The organism is Hymenobacter sp. B1770 (assembly GCF_049896385.1).
Lineage (GTDB): Bacteria > Bacteroidota > Bacteroidia > Cytophagales > Hymenobacteraceae > Hymenobacter.
This window is the reverse complement of record NZ_JAFCUF010000003.1, coordinates 340,040-360,844: the sequence shown is the minus strand read 5'-3', so window position 1 is coordinate 360,844 and position 20,805 is coordinate 340,040. Positions and strand designations below refer to the sequence as shown.

At 58.8% G+C, this 20,805-nt stretch carries 18 protein-coding genes; 16 read left to right on the top strand and 2 right to left on the bottom strand.

The annotated features are described in order from the left end of the window. Positions 1–43: 43 nt before the first annotated feature. The gene (locus ACP7AJ_RS08340) at positions 44–1,072 is read right to left on the bottom strand and encodes an OmpA family protein (protein ID WP_426059730.1); all 1,029 of its coding nucleotides are present in this window, start codon (positions 1,070–1,072) and stop codon (positions 44–46) included. Between the two features lie 332 nt (positions 1,073–1,404). Here ACP7AJ_RS08340 and ACP7AJ_RS08335 point away from each other — a divergent pair, with 332 nt between their 5' ends. From ACP7AJ_RS08335 to ACP7AJ_RS08295, 9 genes are all read left to right on the top strand, one after another. Beyond that, a complete protein-coding gene (locus ACP7AJ_RS08335; RefSeq protein ID WP_426059729.1) occupies positions 1,405–2,451 on the top strand; it encodes a class I fructose-bisphosphate aldolase in 1,047 nt (348 codons plus the stop codon). 141 nt (positions 2,452–2,592) lie between these two features. Next, positions 2,593–3,495, top strand: a complete 903-nt coding sequence (gene accD / locus ACP7AJ_RS08330; protein WP_426059728.1) for an acetyl-CoA carboxylase, carboxyltransferase subunit beta — start codon at positions 2,593–2,595, stop codon at positions 3,493–3,495. 115 nt (positions 3,496–3,610) lie between these two features. Continuing rightward, positions 3,611–4,360 carry an OmpA family protein gene (locus ACP7AJ_RS08325; RefSeq protein WP_426059727.1) on the top strand — a complete coding sequence of 250 codons (750 nt, stop codon included), beginning with the start codon at positions 3,611–3,613 and terminating at the stop codon, positions 4,358–4,360. Positions 4,361–4,563: 203 nt separating this feature from the next. Then, complete coding sequence (locus ACP7AJ_RS08320) at positions 4,564–4,854, top strand: YMGG-like glycine zipper-containing protein (protein ID WP_426059726.1); 291 nt, start codon at positions 4,564–4,566, stop codon at positions 4,852–4,854. A 223-nt stretch (positions 4,855–5,077) separates the two neighbouring features. After that, complete coding sequence (locus tag ACP7AJ_RS08315) at positions 5,078–5,797, top strand: OmpA family protein (RefSeq protein ID WP_426059725.1); 720 nt, start codon at positions 5,078–5,080, stop codon at positions 5,795–5,797. Between the two features lie 140 nt (positions 5,798–5,937). After that, a complete protein-coding gene (locus ACP7AJ_RS08310) occupies positions 5,938–6,711 on the top strand; it encodes an endonuclease III domain-containing protein (protein ID WP_426059724.1) in 774 nt (257 codons plus the stop codon). A gap of 76 nt (positions 6,712–6,787) precedes the next feature. Then, entirely contained in the window at positions 6,788–7,771 is a 984-nt protein-coding gene (locus ACP7AJ_RS08305; protein WP_426059723.1) for a radical SAM protein, read from the top strand. A gap of 174 nt (positions 7,772–7,945) precedes the next feature. Then, a complete protein-coding gene (locus ACP7AJ_RS08300; RefSeq protein ID WP_426059722.1) occupies positions 7,946–8,458 on the top strand; it encodes a gamma carbonic anhydrase family protein in 513 nt (170 codons plus the stop codon). Positions 8,459–8,584: 126 nt separating this feature from the next. Beyond that, positions 8,585–9,244, top strand: a complete 660-nt coding sequence (locus ACP7AJ_RS08295; protein ID WP_426059721.1) for an NINE protein — start codon at positions 8,585–8,587, stop codon at positions 9,242–9,244. A gap of 95 nt (positions 9,245–9,339) precedes the next feature. Here ACP7AJ_RS08295 and ACP7AJ_RS08290 read toward each other — a convergent pair whose 3' ends face one another. Then, positions 9,340–10,674, bottom strand: coding sequence for a hemolysin family protein (locus tag ACP7AJ_RS08290; protein ID WP_426059720.1), 1,335 nt, complete (start codon positions 10,672–10,674; stop codon positions 9,340–9,342). Between the two features lie 275 nt (positions 10,675–10,949). Between ACP7AJ_RS08290 and ACP7AJ_RS08285 the strand changes: the two genes are divergently transcribed. The 7 genes from ACP7AJ_RS08285 to ACP7AJ_RS08255 all read left to right on the top strand — a co-directional run bounded on the left by ACP7AJ_RS08285 (position 10,950) and on the right by ACP7AJ_RS08255 (position 20,696). After that, complete coding sequence (locus ACP7AJ_RS08285) at positions 10,950–13,163, top strand: cytochrome c biogenesis protein CcdA (RefSeq protein WP_426059719.1); 2,214 nt, start codon at positions 10,950–10,952, stop codon at positions 13,161–13,163. A 402-nt stretch (positions 13,164–13,565) separates the two neighbouring features. Then, positions 13,566–14,030: an Lrp/AsnC ligand binding domain-containing protein gene (locus ACP7AJ_RS08280; protein WP_092677037.1), complete on the top strand. Its 465-nt coding sequence runs from the start codon at positions 13,566–13,568 to the stop codon at positions 14,028–14,030. Positions 14,031–14,160: 130 nt separating this feature from the next. Next, entirely contained in the window at positions 14,161–15,159 is a 999-nt protein-coding gene (locus tag ACP7AJ_RS08275) for a glycosyltransferase family 9 protein (protein WP_426059718.1), read from the top strand. 109 nt (positions 15,160–15,268) lie between these two features. After that, positions 15,269–16,516, top strand: a complete 1,248-nt coding sequence (locus tag ACP7AJ_RS08270) for a M16 family metallopeptidase (RefSeq protein ID WP_426059717.1) — start codon at positions 15,269–15,271, stop codon at positions 16,514–16,516. Continuing rightward, entirely contained in the window at positions 16,513–16,962 is a 450-nt protein-coding gene (locus ACP7AJ_RS08265; RefSeq protein WP_426059716.1) for a YDG/SRA domain-containing protein, read from the top strand. The genes ACP7AJ_RS08270 and ACP7AJ_RS08265 overlap by 4 nt, the downstream gene beginning before the upstream one ends. Positions 16,963–17,094: 132 nt before the next feature. Beyond that, positions 17,095–17,742, top strand: a complete 648-nt coding sequence (locus ACP7AJ_RS08260) for an O-methyltransferase (RefSeq protein WP_426059715.1) — start codon at positions 17,095–17,097, stop codon at positions 17,740–17,742. Positions 17,743–17,846: 104 nt separating this feature from the next. Further along, on the top strand, positions 17,847–20,696 hold the full coding sequence (locus ACP7AJ_RS08255; RefSeq protein WP_426059714.1) for an outer membrane beta-barrel protein: 2,850 nt from the start codon (positions 17,847–17,849) through the stop codon (positions 20,694–20,696). The last annotated feature ends 109 nt before the right edge of the window (positions 20,697–20,805 follow it).

Sequence of the window (20,805 nt, the reverse complement as noted above, 5' to 3'; positions counted from 1 at the left end):
ACCGGCTGGGGATTGTTGTTTACCTACAAGAAGGAATGCGTTTTTACTTCCCTACCGGTGCCGCGGCTGCCTTGCTCGAAGAGTTGGTGTCCAGAATTTGAAACAGGTCGTCGAGCTTGGGGGTGAGGATGATTTCGGTACGACGGTTCATGGCCTTGTTCTGGGGCGTGTCGTTGCTCGCCACGGGCACGAATTGGCCGCGGCCCGAGGCCGTCACGCGCTCCGGCGCCACGCCGCCGCTGGTGAGCAGGCGGGCAATTTCGGTGGCGCGCAGGGTGCTCAGGTCCCAGTTGTCGGTGAGGCCGGCGGTGCCTCGCGTAATGGGGACGTTGTCGGTGTGGCCTTCCACCACCACGTTCACGTCTTTCTGCTCCTGCAGCACGGTGGCGAGCTGCTTCAGGGCTTCCTGGCCCTTGGGGTCCACTTTGGTCGAGCCCGACTTAAACAGCAGCTGCTCGGAAAGCGACACGTACACCTTGCCGTCCTTTAGCTTCACCTGCAAGTCGCTGGAGTTGAAGCTGAGCAGGGCCTTGCTTACGCGGGTGCGCAGGTCGTTTACGGCCTTATCTTTCTCGGCCAGGGCCTTGGTGAGCTCCGTGAGGCGGGCTTCGCGCACCTTGAGGTCGGCGGCGAGGCGGTCGTTTTCGGCTTTGCTTTTTTGGAGGTTGGTGTCGAGCTCGCCCAGCTCGGCTTCGCGGCGGGCCAGGTCTTTGGCTACTTTGTTGTAGTCCGAAGATTTGTTGGCCAGTTCCCGGTCGCTGTTTTTGAGCAGCTTGTCGTAGCTGTTGTTGAGCTCATTGTAGAGGCCACGGGTTTTGCGGTAGGCGGCACCGGTTTCGGCCGAGTCGTTCACGAGGCGCTTTTGGGTAAGGCGCAGCTGGGCCAGCTCGTCGGTAGCTTTTTGCAGCTCGGCGGTGGCGCCGCGGTACTGGCGCTCGGCGGCGGCTTTGCCATCGGCATCGGCCTTCTGGCGGGCGCTCAGGTCGTCGTATTTCTTGGCCGTCACGCAGCTATTGAGCACGGGGGCCGCCAGCAGCGACAAAGCCAGAAGGGCAGGAGAGAAGTTTTTCACGGAAGTAAAGAAGGCGAAAGGCCGGACCATCAGCGGCCGGACCACCCGGCCGCATTCGTGTAGCAAGGTAGCGCTTAACGAAGTTTCGGCCACTACGTACTTCCTCCGTTAGCTGCTCACTGCTTGGCTTGGTGGCTAAAAGCCGGCGCAGCTCAGGCGCCCGGCCAGCAGGGCGGGCAGGCCGGGGCCAGGAACGCACTGTTTTTTTGAAGTCAACCAGCCCGTTGCCATCCCGGTTTAAGCCCAATATATCCAGTGTTTTTCCGGCTATCTTTGCCCACCTTCCCGCCGCGCTACTACCCGTCCAAACCCACCCAACCTGCTCTTTTCGAATGGCCTCCACCCTGACCCTGAGCGCTGAAAACGAAGCCTTGCTGGCGCACCAATGCGCAGTAAGCAAAGACTTGCTTCACGCGCCCGGCCCCGATTTTCTGGACCGCTGCTTTGTGCCCGGCGGCCGTACGCCGCAAGTGCTGCGCAGCCTGGGCGCGCTTTACGGCCACGGGCGGTTGGGCGGCACCGGCTACGTCAGCATCCTGCCGGTCGACCAGGGCATAGAGCACACCGCGGGCGCCTCGTTCGGCCCGAACCCAATGTATTTCGACCCGGAAAACATTCTGAAGCTGGCCATTGAAGGCGGCTGCAATGCCGTAGCCACCACCTTTGGCACCTTTGGCAGCGTGGCTCGCAAGTATGCTCATAAAATTCCGTTCCTGGTGAAAATCAACCACAACGAATTGCTGAGCTACCCCAATAAGTTCGACCAAATCATGTTTGGCTCGGTGCGGCAAGCCTGGGACATGGGCGCCACCGCCGTGGGGGCCACCGTGTACTTTGGCTCCGAGGACAGCAACCGCGAAATCGTGGAAGTAGCGGCCGCCTTTGAGGAGGCTCATTCGCTGGGCATGGCCACCGTGCTGTGGTGCTACACCCGCAACAATGCCTTCAAAACTGCCCAAAAAGATTTTCACGTAGCCGGCGACCTCACCGGCCAGGCCAACCACCTGGGCGTGACCATGGGGGCCGACATCATCAAGCAGAAGCTGCCCGAGAATAACGGGGGCTTCAACACGCTGAAGTTTGGCAAGAGCGTGCCGGCCATGTACGACCAGCTCAGCACCGACCACCCCATTGACCTCACCCGCTACCAGGTGCTGAACTGCTATGCCGGCCGAATCGGCCTTATTAATTCAGGCGGTGAGAGCCTTGGCGACGGTGACTTGGACGCAGTGGTAAGAACGGCCATCGTTAACAAGCGCGCCGGGGGGCAGGGCCTGATATCGGGCCGCAAAGCCTTCCAGCGGCCTTTCGCTGAGGGAGTGTCCCTGCTAAATGCCATCCAGGACGTATACCTTGACCCCTCCATTACGTTGGCGTAGCAACGGCCAGAGTTGCGGAAAGCAACCGGCTGCTTAGGTTGCGGTCAGCTTTTTTCTTTCGCAAGCCTGACAATCCCTTACTTTTGACCTTACAGTTTCAATTCGAACTACTAGCTTCCAGCTATAAGCACCCTCTCATATATGTCCTGGTTCAAGCGCGTAGAAAAAGGCATCGTCACCCCTACCGACCAAAAAAAGGAGACCCCCGACGGCCTCTGGCACAAGTGCCAGGAGTGTAAGGCCGTGGTTACCATGGCCGAGCACAAGCGACTGCTGTCCGTGTGCGGGGCCTGCAACTACCACGACCGCATCGACGCGGTCGACTATTTCGAGTTCCTCTTCGACGGCGGCCAGTTCGAAGAGCTGGACGCCGCCCTGACCTCGGGCGACCCGCTCCGCTTTGTTGACACCAAAGAATATCCCAAGCGCCTTGCTGCCACCGAGCACAATACCGGCCTGAAAGATGCTGTGCGCACAGCCCACGGCTTGTCGGCGGGCCAGCCGCTGGTGGTGGCCGCCATGGATTTTAAGTTCATCGGCGGCTCGATGGGCTCGGTGGTGGGCGAAAAAATTGCTCGCGCCATCGACTATGCCCGCCAAACCCGCACGCCGTTTCTGATGATTTCGCGTTCGGGCGGTGCCCGCATGATGGAAGCCGGCTACTCGCTGATGCAAATGGCCAAAACGTCGGCCAAACTGGCCCTGCTCTCGGAAGCCGGAGTGCCCTACGTAAGCCTGCTCACCGACCCCACCACGGGCGGCGTCACGGCCTCGTTTGCTATGCTCGGCGATTTTAACATTGCTGAGCCGGGCGCGCTCATCGGCTTTGCCGGCCCGCGCGTCATCAAAGAAACCATTGGCAAAGATTTGCCCAAAGGCTTCCAAAGCGCCGAGTTTGTGCTTGAGCACGGTTTTCTCGATTTTATCGTGGACCGCCGCGAGTTGAAGCAGCGTTTGGCCAATTTGTTGGGCATGTTGCAGCCCGCAGCCGCTCCCGTGCCCGAGCAGCGCGAAGCCCGACGCACCTCATTTAAAGCACATTAAAGCGTGGGCTGAATTTTATTTTTTTCGGCACACTTCTTGAAAAGCCCGTATCCGTTACCGGAACGGGTTTTTCCCGTATAAGGCCCGAAACATCCTCACCAATTTTCATTTTCACATGAACACCTCCAAATCTCTTCTTACTGTGCTGATGGCCTTCGTGCTGTTGTTTAGCTCCTGCGCATCGTCGCGACAAACCGGCACTACCACGCAACCTGACCTCTCCACGAACAACGGAACTGGTGCCCGCAATGAGGGCATGAGCAAAACTAAAAAAGGCGGCCTTATTGGCGCTGGTACCGGCGCCGCCGCCGGCGCTATCCTGGGCCGGGTTATTGGCGGGGGCAAGGGCACGGCCATTGGCGCCATCGTAGGAGCTGCCGCCGGTGGTGCCACGGGTGCCATCATTGGCCGCAAAATGGATAAAGCTGCCGAAGACCTGCAGCGCGACATGAAAGATGCCCGCGTAGAGCGTGTGGGCGAAGGCATCAAAATCACTTTTGATTCGGGCATCTTGTTCGACAGCAATTCGGCCAACCTGCGTCCAGCTTCCGAAGCTGACATCACCAAGATGGCCGCTGTGCTGCAGAAGTACCCCGACACCAACGTGCTGATTGAAGGCCACACCGACAACACCGGTTCCGACGCCATCAACCAGCCGCTGTCGGAGCGTCGGGCCCAGGCCGTGGCCACATCGGCTATTGCCAAAGGCGTGGCTTCTAGCCGCGTAACCACGCAGGGCTACGGCTCGTCGCAGCCCGTAGCCGATAACTCGACTGCCGAAGGCAAGCAGGCCAACCGTCGCGTAGAAGTTGCAATCTATGCTAACGAAAAGATGAAGAAAGCTGCCGAAGAAGGCCGCTTGTAATCTGAATATTTCGTCTGGCCGAAAGCTGCGCTGTGCAGTCTGAGGTAGCAGAATAAAACCTTTGAAAAGGCCGCCTTTCCAGGCGGCCTTTTTTGTTTGAGCCTTATTGGCTGATAGTCAGCAAAACGACAGGGCCCCACAACTCGCTGCGTAGCGTCTGCGTTTAATCTGGGTTGTTTGTCAACCTTTCATTTGTAATCGTTATGCAAAATCTCAAGGTATTTTTCCTGCTGGTCTTTTCGTTTATGCTGCTGGCTGGCTCCGTTGCCCAGGCCCAGACCCAGCCTACCCCCAAGAAAGGCTGGAGCAATAAAGCCAAGGGCGCGGCCGTAGGCGGTGGCGCAGGGGCTGTAACGGGTGCTGTACTCGGTGGCGGCAAAGGCGCCGTCATTGGCGCCGCCGCTGGCGCTGTGGGCGGAGGCTTATTGGGCCGCAAGCGCGACAAGAAAAAAGACCCTGCTCGGTATAATGAGTACCGCAACAAGAAGAATTAATTTTTTGGGTAGACCACCCGAAGCAACCTAGCAAAACGACCCTGCCACACCAGCAGGGTCGTTTTTTGTGGTTAATCGAGTTTGTGCTGGCGTCCGGCGGGCGGGGGGCAGCGTTCAACTTGGCGAGTTTGGCAAGGTGGTTGCAAATGGCGTACTTGCCGGCCCGTTGCATACGTCGCGGATTTAACCTGGCTAACCCCTACTCCTAAACCCTTTTTCAATCATGAAATTCTTTCGTTCGTCATTCACCTTCCTGCTGGCTATGCTGCTGTTGGTAAGTACCTTCGCGCAGGCTCAGACCTCTACTGTTGGCACCGAGCGCCCCAAAGGCACCATGAGCAAAACCCTTAAGGGCGGCATCATTGGCGGCTTGGGTGGTGCAGTAGCGGGCGGCGTTGCCGGCCGCGTTATTGGCGGCAAGTCGGGCACTGCCAAAGGTGCCATCATTGGTGCTGCCGTAGGCGGTACGGCTGGTGCCCTCATCGGCCGCAAAATGGACAAAGCAGCTGCCGAGCTGCGCCGCGACCTGGAAGGCGCCACGGTAGAGCGCGTAGGCGAAGGCATCAAAATCACCTTTGCTTCGGGCATCCTATTCAACACCAACTCGGCCTCGCTGACCCCTGATGCTGCTGGCAACATCGACCAGGTGGCGGCTACACTCAAGAAGTACGCCGATACCAACGTGGTAATTGAGGGCCACACCGACAGCTCCGGCTCGGATGCCATCAACCAGCCCCTCTCGGAGCGTCGCGCCCGCGCAGTGGCCAACGAAATCACGTCGCAAGGTGTTGAGGCTAGCCGCATCACCTCCACCGGTTATGGCTCGAGTCAGCCAGTAAGCGACAACACGACGGCTGCGGGCAAAGCTGCCAACCGTCGCGTAGAAGTCGCCATCTTCGCCAACGAGAAGATGCAGAAAGCCGCCAAGCGCGGTCAGTTGTAAAACCCAAAATGCTGCCTATACCGCAGCATACCAAGCATAAGAAACCGGCCGCCAGTTTGGCGGCCGGTTTTTTTATTGTATTTCCTGTTCAGCCTAGGCTTAAGCACAACTTTGCTCCATGGCAAGCGGTACAACCGCTCATGCCCGCACCCGACGCTACCTACGCCTCGCCCGCCGCTGAGAAAGCCTGGGCCGACCACGTCATCTTGGACTACTTCTACGGTCACTTGCCGCCCGAGCCGCGGCGCACCCCCATGCGCGAGTTGGTGTCGACCATCCTCTCGCACCGCACCACGCACGCCGACGAGGAGCTGGCCTACAACCGCATGCTCGAAACCTTTGGCGACTGGCCCGGCGTGCTGGCGGCTCCCACGCCCGAACTGGCCCACGCCATCCGGACCACACGCTGGCCCGATACACAGGCGCCGCGCATCCAGGAGATTCTGCGCCGTATTCAGGCCGAAACAGGCGGGCCGTTTGACCTGGACTTCCTAAGAGAGTGGCCGGTGGAACGCGCCATGGACTGGCTAACCGACATCCCCGGTATCGGCCTCAAAACGGCTTCGCTGCTCTTGCTTTTCAACTACCACAAGCCGGTGATGCCCGTGGATGCGCACGTGCACCGCGTAGCGCAGCGGGTGGGTTTTCTAGGACCCAAAGTATCGGTAGAGAAAGCTCACGCCGTGCTGCTGGCCCTGCTGCCTGCCGATGCCGAGACGCTGTTCAACTTTCACAAACACAACTACTGGCACGGGCAGCAAATCTGCTTCTTTCTGCGTCCCAACTGCCCGCGCTGCCCGCTAAAGGGCTTTTGCAACTACTACCAGGAGCACTACGGCGAGGCTACTGCCGAGGTGCTGGCCGCAACGCCCACCCAGTGGGACCCCAGTGCCTGGGGGAAGCTGCCGCATTAGCTTTGTAGCGCGAACTTTCAGTCCGCGTTTGGAAAAACAACCCCTGTGCACGGACTAAAAGTTCGCGCTACTGCTCATGCGCCTCGTCAAGCATCCCGTACTCTGCAATTACTACGTCACGTACCGCTGCAATGCGAAGTGCGCGTTTTGCGACATCTGGGAGAAACCCTCGCCCTACATCACGCTGGAAGACGTGACCCAGAACCTGCGCGACCTCAAGCGCTTGGGGGTGTCGGTGATTGACTTCACGGGCGGCGAGCCGCTGCTGCACCGGCAGCTGCCCGAGTTTCTGGGGATGGCCCGGCAAATGGGGTTCATCACCACCGTCACCACCAACGGCCTGCTCTACCCCAAAAATGCCGAGAAGCTGCGCGGGCTGGTCGACATGCTGCACTTCTCGCTCGACTCGGCCGACCGCGACACGCACGACCTGGGCCGGGGCGTGGCTTGCTACGACTTCGTGCTCGAAAGCATCCGCGTGGCCAAAGAGTTGGGTGAGCGACCAGACATCCTCTTCACTGTATTCCGCAAGAATCTACAGGATTTGGAGGCCGTGTACCGCGATATTGCCCGGCCCAACGGCTTGGTGCTGATTCTCAACCCCGCCTTCGAATACGGCGACGTGGAAACCGGCGAGCAGCTCACCCCCGAGGAACTGGACTATCTCTCGGCCTTCGGCAAGCGCAAAGGCGTGTACCTGAACGAGGCCTTCATTCAGCTGCGGCGCGATGGCGGCAACCACGTGGCCGCGCCCGTGTGCCGGGCCGCCAGCACCACGCTGGTTATCTCGCCCAGCAACGAGCTGGTGCTGCCGTGCTACCACCTCGGCGAACACAAGTTTCCAATAGAGGGTGGTTTGTTTGAGCTTTACAATGCGCCGGAAACGCAGCGTCTGGCGGCGCTTGAAGGCCGCCTGCCCGCCTGCGAGGGCTGCACAATTAATTGCTACATGCAGCCCAGCTTCGCGGTGGAGACTAGCAAGTACTTCTGGCAGGCGCTGCCCAGCACGCTGAAATACAACTGGGAGAAAGGCACCTGGAAGCGACTGTTGAAGGCTTAATGGGGTATTATCTTTCAGAAGACGGTCATGCTGAGCTTGCCGAAGCATCTCTACCACGAGAGTAAATAATTACTTACGCGGTAGAGATGCTTCGGCAAGCTCAGCATGACGTTCTTTTGCTCCCTGCTCCCTGCTCCCTGCTCCCTGCTCCCTGCTCCCTGCTCCCTGAAAAATATGCCCGCTCTCATCCTTCCTGTTCACGGCATTCACCCCCAAATTCCGTCTGACTGCTTCATTGCTGACAATGCCACCATCGTGGGCGACGTAGTGTTGGGCCGGGGCTGCACCGTTTGGTTTACCGCCGTGATTCGTGGCGACGTCCATCGAATTCGTATCGGCGAGGAAACCAATATTCAGGACGGGGCGGTGCTGCACTGCACCTACCAGAAAGCGCCGCTCACCATCGGCAGCCGCGTCAGCATCGGGCATCGCGCCCTTGTGCACGGCTGCACCGTGGAAGACGACGTGCTCATTGGCATGGGCGCTATTGTGATGGACCATGCCGTGGTGGGCAGTGGCTGCATCATCGCAGCCGGGGCTGTGGTGCTGGAAAATTTTGTGTGCGAGCCTGGGTACCTATACGCCGGCGTGCCTGCTAAAAAAATCAAGCCGGTGACGGACGAGCAGCGCGAAGGACTAAAGCGCACGGCCACCAATTACCAAGCCTACGCCAGCTGGTTTCGATAAAAAGACGCGTAGCAGCCTCGGTGCCCGGTTCTCGATAATTCTCAACACAGTTTGCAACACTTGCCGCACAATGTGAGTCATCAACGGCCGCTATGCTTCGCGCCGTTAACTTCTACCTACGACTCCATGTCCTGCTTTTTTCGCAAAATCTGGGTGCTTTTATTTCTCGTGCTGCCAGGGCTTATGGGTAGCTGCCAGCGTGCCAGCTACCATTTTCAAGCTGGCGCCGTTACATCACAGGCTATAGTCGTGGCACCGGAGATAGTGAACAGGTCCACGAGTTCAGTACCAGTGCATTTAGCTGAAAAGGTTGAAGCGCAAGTTCGCAAAAAAGCTTTTCTTACTACTTCCAGAACACGGCCGGCTCATAAGACACGAAGCACCTCTGCAGTAGCCTCGGGACCAAGGAAAACGCTGCTACTAAAGCAGCATGCGATGCTGAGTAAGCGCTTGGCGAATGCCGCTGGCCAGCAGGAACCCGACCCGCCGGTGCGCTACGCCCGCAGAGGCGTAGCGTTTGCGCTGGCCGTGCTGCTGGGTTTTTTCGGTGCCCACTTATTTTATATCGGTGATAATAGGCGTGCCACCAGGTACTTGCTTATCACGTTGGCTGGCGTAGCACTTTCAGCTCTAGCCTTTCCCATTGCCAGTCTAGCGGTCTTTGGCGGTGGTTTGGGAGGGTCACTAGTAGCGATTTTTTTATTGCTACTGGGCGGCGGCGCAATACTGAGCGTATATTTTCGGGCCTTGATGGATGGCTTCGGCATCCTGGTAGAAGGAGTGTAACCAGTACATGCAGCCTTCCTTCTATCTGCCCATTGCACCCCGAAAACGAGTGGCTAGGCGCCACGCCCAAGGGCAAGGCAGGTGCGTTGCTCGGGCTATAGCTCGTGGCCCAAATCGCCGCGCGGCTCGGCCCGCTCTTCGATGGTGGTAACGCGCAGCTGCACCAGCTCCACGGCGCGGCGGGAGCGCTGCAGCACCCGGAACTCATAGGGGTCGAGCACGGCCACGTCGCCCACTTCCGGGATGCTCCCGTAGATGACGTTGAGCAGGCCGCCGACGGTTTCGTAGTCTTCGCCCTCAGGCAGGGGGAAGGGGAGGTACTCGTTGGCGTCAGAGATGGGGGTGGCAGGGTTCACGCGGTATTCCTCCTCGTTCACCTTCTCCACTACGGGCACTTCGTTGTCGTACTCGTCCTGGATTTCGCCTACCAGCTCCTCCATAATGTCCTCGATGGTGACGATGCCCGACACGCCGCCGAATTCGTCGCTCACAATGGCCATCACGATGTGCTTGCGCTGAAACTGGCGCAGCAAGCGGTTGATTTTCTTGGTTTCGGGCACGAAGTACGGCGGGCGCATGATACGGGCCAGTTCTACGGGCTCTTGTCGGCTGATGATGGGCAGCAGGTCCTTCACGTTGAGCACGCCCACGATGTTGTCGATGTTGCCCTCGAAAACGGGCATGCGCGAATAACCTTCGTTGAAAACGATGTCGAGAATCTGGTCGGCGGGGGCGTTCACGTCCAGGGCCGAAAGCTTGGTGCGGGGCACCATAATCTGCTTCACCATGCGGTCGTTGAACTGAAACACGTTCTCAATCAGCTCGTGCTCCGAGTCCTGAATCTCGCCGCTTTCCTTGCTTTGGTCCAGCAGCATGCGCAACTCGTCGGACGTGTGGGCGTCGCTGCCGTGCACCGAGTCTACCCCAATCAGACGCAGCGTCATGCCCGAGAGCTTGTTGAGAACCCAGATAAAGGGAAAACTCACAACGTAGAATATGCGCAACGGCAGAGCAATAGCTATGCTGAGCGCCTCGGGCCGCTGAATAGCCAACATTTTAGGTGCCTGCTCGCCAATAACAATGTGCAGTACCGTGATGGTAGCAAACGAGGTGGGCAGCGCAATTTGGTGGGCCAACTCAGGCGTCACGTTCAAGCCGAGGGCGTGCACGGCGGCCAGAATGATGGAGGCCACCACGCTTTCGCCTATCCAACCCAGCCCCAGCGAGGCCAGCGTAATGCCCAGTTGAGAGGCCGACAAGTAAGCTTCCAGGTCCTGTAAAATGCTCAGGGTGAGCTTGGCCAGCTTGTTTCCTTCTTTGGCGCGCAGTTCTATCTGCGAAACGCGCACTTTGACCAGCGCGAATTCGGCGGCCACGAAAAATCCGTTTACTAAAACAAGTAAAACGGTAAATAATATTTTTAAACCCATGTGAATGGCTCCCGCGACACGGTCGGTCTGGGAGCCTTATTTATATCAAAAGTACGGAGATTAGCGCGGCTAGTTGGGCCGCTGAACTTTCCGGCCGCCAGTTTGTGGTACGGAGAGCCTTATTTTGTAAAAGAAAGCACATGTAAGGAAGGGTCGGGATTGCCGTCAATGCCTGTGAAGTGGCGGGAACGGATTCCGGCGCGCGAGCCTTCTTCATGATGGAGAGGTAACACAATACAGCGGCCTTCTGGTTTGCAGTTATGAAGTTTTTTTTGATGGTTAAGTTATTGTTGCTCTGGTTGTGCGTGGTCGCCCCGGCTACTGCTCAGATTCTCAAGCCCACCCACCTGAGCACGGCCTTGAGCCAGCCCAGCGCCAAGGTAGGGGAGGAGATTGAGGTAGTTGTGAATGCCCGCATCGACGATAAATGGCACCTGTATGCCTCTGATTTTAGCGACGAAGTAGGGCCTGTGGTATTCACCTTGGCTTTCAAGCCCAGCCCAGCCTATGCCTTGGTGGGCAAGCTGCAGTCCATTAAATCGCACCACGAGCAGGACGAAGTTTTTAAAGGCGAAGTCGCTTTTTGGGAAAAAACCGGCCAGCTGCGCCAGCGCATCCGCGTGCTGCAACCAGGCCCGCTCACCATCATCGCCGAAGCCGACTACCAAAGCTGCACCAACGTCGACGGCCGCTGCGTGCCCGGCAACGAAACCTTGAGCTTTGGCCCGGTGGCCGTAACGGGTAGCCTTGCTCCGTCCACCAGTGCGACAGCGGCTCAACCCGGTGCTTCGCCAACTGCCAGCGCCCCTGTGGGGGCCGCGAGTTCAGCCGGTACTCCAGCCAAGCCAGCTACCCCAAGCGCCACGCTCCCGGCACCCACCGACTCTGCTTCGACACTGGCTGCTGCGCCGGTTTTGCCCGGCGATGTCGTGCCCAGCGAAGACCCCAAGGTTCCGGTAGCCGCCGCAGCGCCAGCCGTGGCCGGGCCGGCAAACGACCCCGTGAACGAAGCCGGGGGGCTCTGGGCCTTCGCGTTGCTGGCGTTCACGTTCGGCCTGGCGGCGCTGGTTACGCCCTGCGTATTTCCCATGGTGCCCATGACGGTTTCGCTGTTCACAAGCGGCAACGACAGCCGCCAGCGCGGCATCCTGAAGGCGCTGGTGTACGGAGCCAGCATCATCGGCATCTATGTGCTGGTGGGGGTGCTGGTGTCAGCGCTGCTGGGCGAAGACGGCCCCAATCTCATCAGCACGCATTGGCTGCCAAACATCCTTTTCTTTGTGGTATTCGTGGTGTTCGGGCTTTCGTTTTTGGGCTTGTTTGAAATTACGCTGCCCCACACCATTGTGAACACCGTGGACACCCAGGCCGACAAAGGCGGGTGGGCGGGCATCTTCTTCATGGCTCTCACGCTGGTGGTGGTGTCGTTTTCGTGCACGGCACCCATCGTGGGCAGCATTCTGAGTTTGGCAGCCCGCGGCGAGCGAATTACGCCCATTGTGGGCATGCTGGGCTTCTCGCTGGCGTTCGCGCTGCCGTTTACGCTGTTTGCCATTTTTCCTTCGTGGCTGAAAAGCCTGCCCCGTTCGGGCGGCTGGCTCAATACAGTGAAGGTGACGCTGGGCTTTGTGGAGCTTATGCTGGCTCTCAAATTCCTGAGCACGGCCGACCTGGCTTATCACTGGCATCTGCTCGACCGCGACGTGTACATTGTGCTCTGGATTGTGCTTTCGGCGCTGCTGGGCTTCTACCTGCTGGGCAAGTTTCGCCTCTCGCACGACTCGCCGCTCGACCACCTCAGCGTGGGCCGCTTGCTGATGGCTGTGCTTGCCTTTTCCTTCACCGTGTATCTAGTGCCGGGCCTGTTTGGGGCGCCGCTGCCGCTGCTGGCCGGCTACCTGCCCCCCCAGACCAAGCGCGATTTCTCGCTGGCCACGGCCACCAATGTCTCCGCTACGCCCGCCCGGCAGTCTGCCAGTGCCCTCTGCGAGCCGCCTCGTTTTGGTGAGTTTCTCGAACTGCCCCACAACATCGACGGCTTCTTCGACCTGGAACAAGCTAAACGCTGTGCGCGCCAGCAGAACAAGCCCATTTTTATTGATTTCACCGGGCATGCCTGCGTCAATTGCCGCAAGATGGAAGCAACCGTGTGGAGTGACCCGCAGGTGCTGGAGCGCCTGCGCAACGACTACGTAGTAGTAGCTTTGTACGTCGACGACAAAGCAGAACTGCCGAAAAGCGAGTGGTACACGTCGCCGCGCGACAAGCAGCTAAAAACCACCTTAGGCAAGCAAAACGCTGATTTACAGGTCACGCGTTATGGCTTTAATGCCCAACCGTACTATGTGATTATTGACCCGGACGATGCAAATGGCAAACCCTTGGTAACGCCAATTGCCTATGAGCCCAATGTGGCCCAGTTCAGTGCGTTTCTGGAAGCCGGATTAAAGCAGTTCCGCGGGCAGCAGGCTCCGGTGGCCACACGCTAGCCCATGACGGCTTTTCGGGCCTCAATCAATCCAACTACTTCCTAATCAGCTTAAAACACGAAGAGGCGGCCTCCACCCAGAGGCCGCCTCCTACTAATGTGAGGCGCGCACCCACCCAGATGCGCTGCCCCGTTTTCCCCTCTTCTCCTCCGTTTCTAACCACAGCCGTAGTGAAAAGGAATAATTCCTTTCAATAAAAGTGACTAACGAAGCGACTGAATGACCAGCATATTCGTTTGCGACACTTCCTACATTCTCATGCGGTTGTCTGCCTTGGATTGTAACAAATGTAAGAGTACAACTCGCTTGATGCAAATTATTGCTGTCTTTGCTAGAAGCTTTGCAATAAATTTAATTTTTACCAACTAATTTTGTGTTCCCTGTAATTCTTTTCTGCAAAAAATGGCTCGCAATTACGAACTTGATGATACCGACCGCAATATCCTGAATTTGCTCATTCAGGATGCCAAAATGCCTTATACCGAAATTGCTCGCAAAGTGAATGTATCGGGGGGCACCGTGCATGTGCGCATGGCCCGACTCGAAGAGATTGGAATTGTGCAAGGGGCAACACTTCGCATCGACTATCAAAAGCTGGGCTATGGCGTAAATGCCTTTCTTGGCATTTACCTGCTTAAAAGCTCGGTCTACACCAGTGTAGTGCATCAACTGCGCGATATTCCGGAGGTGGTAAGCATTCATTTTACTACCGGAGCCTACGGCGTATTTGCCCGCCTGGTGTGCCGCGACACGCAACACTTGCGCGACGTGCTCCACGACCGGATTCAGCCCATCGACGGCATTGAGCGCACCGAAACCCTGATTTCGCTGGAAGAGGTAATCAACCGCCCCGCCCAACTAACCTAGCCAGCGCCAAGTGCTTGGCCTGCAATAAGGCCGTCGCCACGTGCCCCGGGTGCGTTGCGGCGGCCTTATTCCTTTTGAGATGAAATGTCAAGAGGAGGAATGCCGACTGGCTTACTTACGTAGTTCGTTTATGCCCACTGCTCCGCCCGCCACGCTACTTATTCAAACCGCTTTCATCGGCGATGTCATTCTGATGACGGCGCTGCTGGAATACCTGCACCAGACCGAGCCCAGCACCCCTGTGGATGTGCTGGTACGGCGCGGCAACGAAGGGCTGCTGGCCGGCCATCCCCACGTACGTCAGGTGCTGATTTGGGACAAGAAGCACCGCAAATACGCCGCGCTGTGGCAGCTACTGCGGCAAATTCGAGCCACGGGCTACGGCCGGGTCGTGACCTTGCAGCGGTTTGCCAGTACAGGTTTTCTGACGGCTTTCTCGCGGGCTCCCGAGCGGGTCGGCTTCGCCAAGAACCCGCTGAGCCGATTTTTTACGCAGCGTGTGCCGCACCGCATCGGCGATGGTACTCACGAAGTGACCCGCAACCTGCACCTGCTGGGGGCCACGCCACATGCGGCGGTGCCCCGGCTCTATCCCTCGACAGCCGATGAGGCTACGGCAGCGCCTTTGGTGGCGGCCGGGCCCTTTGTGTGCGTGGCGCCCACCTCGGTGTGGTTCACGAAGCAGTATCCGGAAGAAAAATGGCTGGAACTGCTTGCCGCGTTGCCCGCTAACCTGCGGGTGTATCTGGTGGGCGGTCCGCCCGATGTGGCGTCCTGCGAGCGCTTGGCCAGCGCCAGTGGCCGGGAAAATGTGCAGAGCCTGGCCGGTCATTTGAGTTTGCTGGCCTCGGCGGCGCTCATGCGCGGGGCGGTGATGAACTACGTGAACGACTCGGCTCCCATGCACCTGTGCTCGGCCGTGGGCGCTCCCGTGACGGCGGTGTTTTGCAGCACGGTGCCCGAATTTGGATTTGGGCCGCTCTCGCCGGTTTCGTACGTGGTTCAAACGAAAGTGCCGCTGCCCTGCAAGCCCTGCGGCCTGCACGGGCACGGAGCCTGCCCGCTCGGGCACTTTCAGTGCGCGCATACCATTGAGGTAGGACAGCTGCTTGAGTCAGTTAACAGCTAACAATTTTCAGTGAACAGTCAAGTCCGGCTTTGGATTGTTAACGACTAATTGTTTACCGTTAACTGTTCAGTGATAATTGTTCACTGGCCCAAGTACCTTTGTACTTCTTATGCCTGACTACGAAATTTACGAATATCCAAACGGTATCCGCTTGCTGCACAAGCAGGTACTGCATACCAAGATTGCGCATTGCGGCTTCCTGCTCGACATCGGTTCGCGCGATGAAGCTCCTCACCAGCAGGGCTTGGCCCACTTCTGGGAGCACATGGCCTTCAAAGGCACTGAAAAGCGCAAGTCGTTTCATATTCTCAACCGCCTCGAAACCGTGGGCGGCGAGCTGAACGCCTATACCACCAAGGAAAAAATCTGCTTTTACGCGGCCTTGCTCAGCACGCACTTCGAGCGCGCGTTTGAGCTGCTGACGGACCTCACCTTCCACTCCATCTTTCCCGGCCGCGAGGTGGAGAAGGAGCGGGGTGTGATTCTGGAAGAAATGAGCATGTACCAGGATGCCCCAGAGGACGCCATCATCGATGACTTCGATACGGTGGTGTTTGGCGACCATCCGTTGGGGGTTAACATTCTGGGCACTCGTGAGAGCGTGAGCCGCTTCCAGAGCGCCGACTTTCACGCTTTTTTGCAGGAGCAGATGCGCACCGACCGGCTGGTCTTCAGCTCGGTAAGCAACCTGCCATTCAAGGAAGTGAAGCGACTGGCCGATAAGTTTCTGGCGCCGCTTCCGGCCCGGCTTGGCCCGCGGGTGCGCCAGCCGGTGGGCAGCTACCAACGCAAGCTACAGGTCGAAACCCGGCCAATCACCCAGGCGCATTGCCTGGTGGGCGGCCCGGCCTACTCAATTGGGGACGAGCGCCGCATCCCGTTTTTCATGCTGAACAACATTCTGGGCGGCCCCGGCATGAACTCGCGCCTGAACCTGGCCGTGCGCGAGAAATACGGCCTTGTGTATACCATCGACAGCACCTACTCGCCCTACACCGACACCGGCCTATTCGGCATCTACTTTGGCACCGAAGGCAAACAGGTAAAGCGCACGCTCGGCTTAGTGCAAAAGGAGCTGAAGCTGCTGCGCGAAAAGTTGCTGACCACCAACCAGCTGCACGTGGCCAAGCACCAGCTCATGGGGCAGCTCGCCATGAGCGAGGAAAGCAACAGCGGCCTGATGCAGCTCCTGGGCAAAAGCACCCTGGATTTGGGCCGCGTGGAGCCGTTAAGCGAGATTTTTGAGAAAATCGAGCGTATTTCGGCTGCCGAGCTGCGCCAGATGGCCAACGAAGTGCTAACTGAGGAGCACCTGAGCGTGCTGCAGTACGTGCCGCAGGGCAAGAGAAGCGAATGAACCAGCCGGTGTTCGGGCACGTGGGCAGCTACCGGCCCGGCGACACGTTTCGTAATCGGATAGAGCTGGCCTTTAGCGGCCTACACCGGCCGCGGCGCGCCGGCGTTTGCGGCACCCAGCAGCTCGGGGCCGAGAGCATCGTGCTGGCCGGGCAGTACGAAGACGATGTGTTTGACGAAGATGAAATTCGTTACGCCGGCAACGGCGGGCGGGACGCCAAATCCGGCCATCAGCTGACTGACCAAGTCGCTGTTGGCACTAATCTGGCCCTTTTGAAAAGCCAGGAAACCGGCCAGCCCGTGCGCGTACTGCGCAAGGTGCCGGCCGAGGATGGCGGCGCCGATGTGTACCGATACGAAGGCCTGTATCAGATTGTGGATTCCAGCTACGGGCCCGGCAAGTCGGGATTTAATGTATTTGTGTTTCGACTTCGGCCAATAATCTGAAGCTAGCCTCATCCGTTTGTCATACTGAGCTGGCGAAGCAACTTATCAGTTTAGAACGATTCGTTCTGCAGGGGTAAGATGCTTCGCCAGCTCAGTATGACAGACCATTGTGATTAGCTAACTGTATTTATAATGACTGAAACCGACTCCATCCAAGCCTACGCCGAGCTACACACTGCCCCCGAGCCGCCGCTACTGGCCCAGCTAACCCGCGAAACACACTTGCAAACCATGACGGCGCGAATGAGCAGCGGGCATGTACAAGGCCGGTTTTTGAGCCTACTAAGCCAGCTCATGCGGCCGCGCCGCGTTCTGGAAATAGGCACTTTTTGTGGCTACGCTACGCTCTGTCTGGCCGAGGGCCTGGCGGCAGATGGGATGTTGCACACAATTGAGATTGACCCGGAGAAAGAGGCCCGCATTCGGCGCTACGTAGCGGCGGCGGGCATCACGGCGCAAGTGCAGCTGCACATCGGCGCTGCACTCGACGTTTTGCCGGACTTGGTCGATGAAGAATGGGACTTGGTCTTTATTGACGCCGACAAGCGCAGCAATGACGCTTATTTTGAGGCAGTCATCGGGCAGGTGCGTCCGGGCGGGTTGCTTATTGTCGATAATGTGCTGTGGAGCGGCAAGGTGCTGCCCACGCACGAGCTAAAGAGCGGCGATAAGGATACTCCTTTCGTGCGGGCTTTCAACGATAAAGTAGCCCAGGACGCGCGGGTAGAGCCGGTTTTTCTGCCCCTGCGCGATGGGTTGTTGCTGCTACGCAAGCGGTAATTGGTGGCACCCCGCTTGACTAACGGTTAAACCCGGACTTGCAACCGGCAGTCAGAAGCGTTTGTGTTACCAGTTCTTGTTCTATGCGGCTTTCTACTTTCCTCTTGTTTCTCTTATTGATTGGAACAACTGCGGCCCGTGCCCAGGCACCAGCACCCACCACAGTAAGCGGGCGTGTGGCCGATGGCAAAGACCAGTCACCGCTTATCGGGGCCAATGTGCTCCTCATTCGCTTGCCAGACTCGGTCCGAACCGGCACCGCTGCCGACGCCGAGGGCCGTTTTCAATTCGATAACGTGGCTCCTGGCCGCTACGTGCTTGATGCTTCCTTTGTGGGCTACCAGAAGCTGAGCCAGGCCGTAGCGGTGAACGGCACTCCCGTGCAATTGGGCTTGCTGGGGCTGCAAACCGGCGGTGTGCAGCTCAAGGGCGTGGTGGTGACGGGTCAGGCTGCTCAATCGATCCAGAAGGGAGACACCACCCAATTCAACGCCAGGGCCTTCAAAACCAACCCCGACGCCAATGCCCAAGACCTTATCACCAAGATGCCCGGCGTGACTGTGGGCACCGACGGCAAGGTGCAGGCCCAGGGCGAAGCTGTGCAGCGCGTGTTGGTCGATGGCAAAGAGTTCTTTGGCAACGACCCCGATGCCGTGCTCCGAAACCTGCCCGCCGAAATGGTGGACAAAGTAGAAGTGTTTGACCAGCGCAGCGAGCAGAGCCGGTTTTCGGGCTTCGACGACGGCAATACCACCAAGACCATTAACATCGTGACCAAGGTGGAATTCCGCAACGGTACGTTTGGGCGGGTGCTGGCCGGCGCGGGAACGGAGCGCTACAAAGCCAGCGGCAACGTGAACACCTTCAAGGGCAATCAGCGCATTTCGGTGCTGGCCCAGTCAAACAATGTGAACGAGCAGAACTTCGGCACCGACGACCTGCTGGGCGTGGTGGGCAACTCCAACCAGGGCGGCGGGGGCCGGGGCGGCCGAGGCGGGGGCAACGGCGGTAATGCCGGAGACTTCCTCGTGAACCAGAGCGGCGGCATCACCCGCACCAATGCGGTGGGCCTGAACTACTCAAATTCCTGGAACAAGAAGACCGACATGTCGGCCAGCTATTTCTTCAACCGTGCCACTAACACGTTGCTCAGCAACACGCAACGCCAATACGTGCTGCCCCAGCAAGCCAACACCACCTACTCCCAGAACAACAACCAGAATAGCCTCAACACCAACCAGCGCTTCAACATGCGGCTGGAACACAAAATTGACTCGGCCACCTCCGTGCTGTTTCGGCCGCGCTTCAGCTACCAGCAGAACGAGGCCGCCACTAACATTGGCGGCGTCACGCGGCGTAGCGGCGAGGAACAAAGTCGCATCACGAGCAACTACGGTTCCAACAATGTGGGCCTGAACACCGGCGGCGACCTATTGCTGCGCCACCGCTTTGCCAAGCCCGGCCGCACGGCCAGCCTCAACATCGGGGGCAGCTACAGCCAACGCGACGGCAACAACGCACTGCGCACCGTTGACACCGGTTCGGCCCTCAACAGCCTCAACCAGTCCAGCACTCTCAACCAAAACGGCGGCAACATCAGTGGCAATCTGTCGCTGACGGAGGCCCTCACCCGCAGCGACATCCTGCAGGGCAACTACACCATCAACTACGCCCCCAACAGCTCCGAGAAATACACCTACGACCTGCTCACGGGCGACACCCGCCAACTCAACCAGGGCCTGAGCAACGTGTTCGACAACTACTACCTCACGCAGTCGGGCGGGCTGACTTACCGGCACAACGGCCCCAAGTACCAGGCCAGCGTGGGCGTATCGGGGCAGTATGCCGAGCTGTTCAGCGACGCGCAATACCCCCGTCCCAGCATCGGGCGCTACACCTTCGTGAATGTTTTGCCCAACGCCAACGTCAACTACCGCTTCACGCGGCAGAAAAACCTGCGGTTCAACTACCGCACCAGCACCAGCCCGCCCAACGTGAACCAGCTGCAGGCGGTGGTGAACAATTCCAACCCCCTGCAGCTGACCATTGGCAACCCGACGCTGCGCCAGGAGTTTCAGCACTCGGGCAACCTGCGCTATTCGGCCTCCAGCCCGGAAGTGGCCAGCAATTTCTTCGCCCTGCTGTCGGGCTCGTTCACCCAGGACCCCATTTCCAACCGGACCCTGGTGGCGGCCCGCGATACCACCGTAGTGCCCGAGGGCGCCCCCGCCGTGCGCCTGCCCGCTGGCGGCCAGCTCACCCAGCCCACCAACCTGAGCCAGGAATACACGCTGCGCTCGCTGGTAAGCTACGGCCGGCCCATTACGGCCATCAAAACCAACGTGAACTTGAGCGCCAACGCCAACTTCACCCAACGGCCGGGCATCGTGAACGGGGGGCTTAACTATGCCCGCACGCCCTCGTTCGGGGCTGGCCTCACGCTCAGCTCCAACATCAGCCCGAACCTGGATTTCACTGCTTCCACCACCTCGAGCCAGAACTTTGTGCGCAACACCCTGCAGGCGCGCCTCAACACCAACTACTTTGCGCAGGTCACCCGCTTTCGGTTGGGCTGGATTTTCGGGCCGGGCATCAACCTCCAGACCGACCTCGTGCACCAGGCTTACTCGGGCCTCTCGGCGGGCTTCAACCAGCAGTACGTGTTGTGGAATGCCAGCCTGGGCAAAAAAGTATTCCCCGGCCAGCGCGGCGAAATTCGGGTGTACGCCTTCGACCTATTGGGCCAGAACCGCGCCATCCAGCGCAACGTGACGGAGGCCTACTACGAAGACGTGCAAACCACCATTCTGCAGCGCTACCTCATGTTGATGTTTACTTACAACATCCGGAGCGGCAATGTGGTGGCTCCTGCCGAACCCACTGATGGCGCACGCGGCGAGCGCGGCTCTGGCCGGCCAGATGGTGGCGGCCGCCGCGGCGGTGGCTCGCAGTAGAGGAATAGACCGTCGGTACTAAGGCTTTAAAAACTGGTATTGCCGCGCGCCGCACTATGTACGGCGGGCTATTTGGTCAAAATTCAGGTTCTTTGCAACTTCGGGCGGG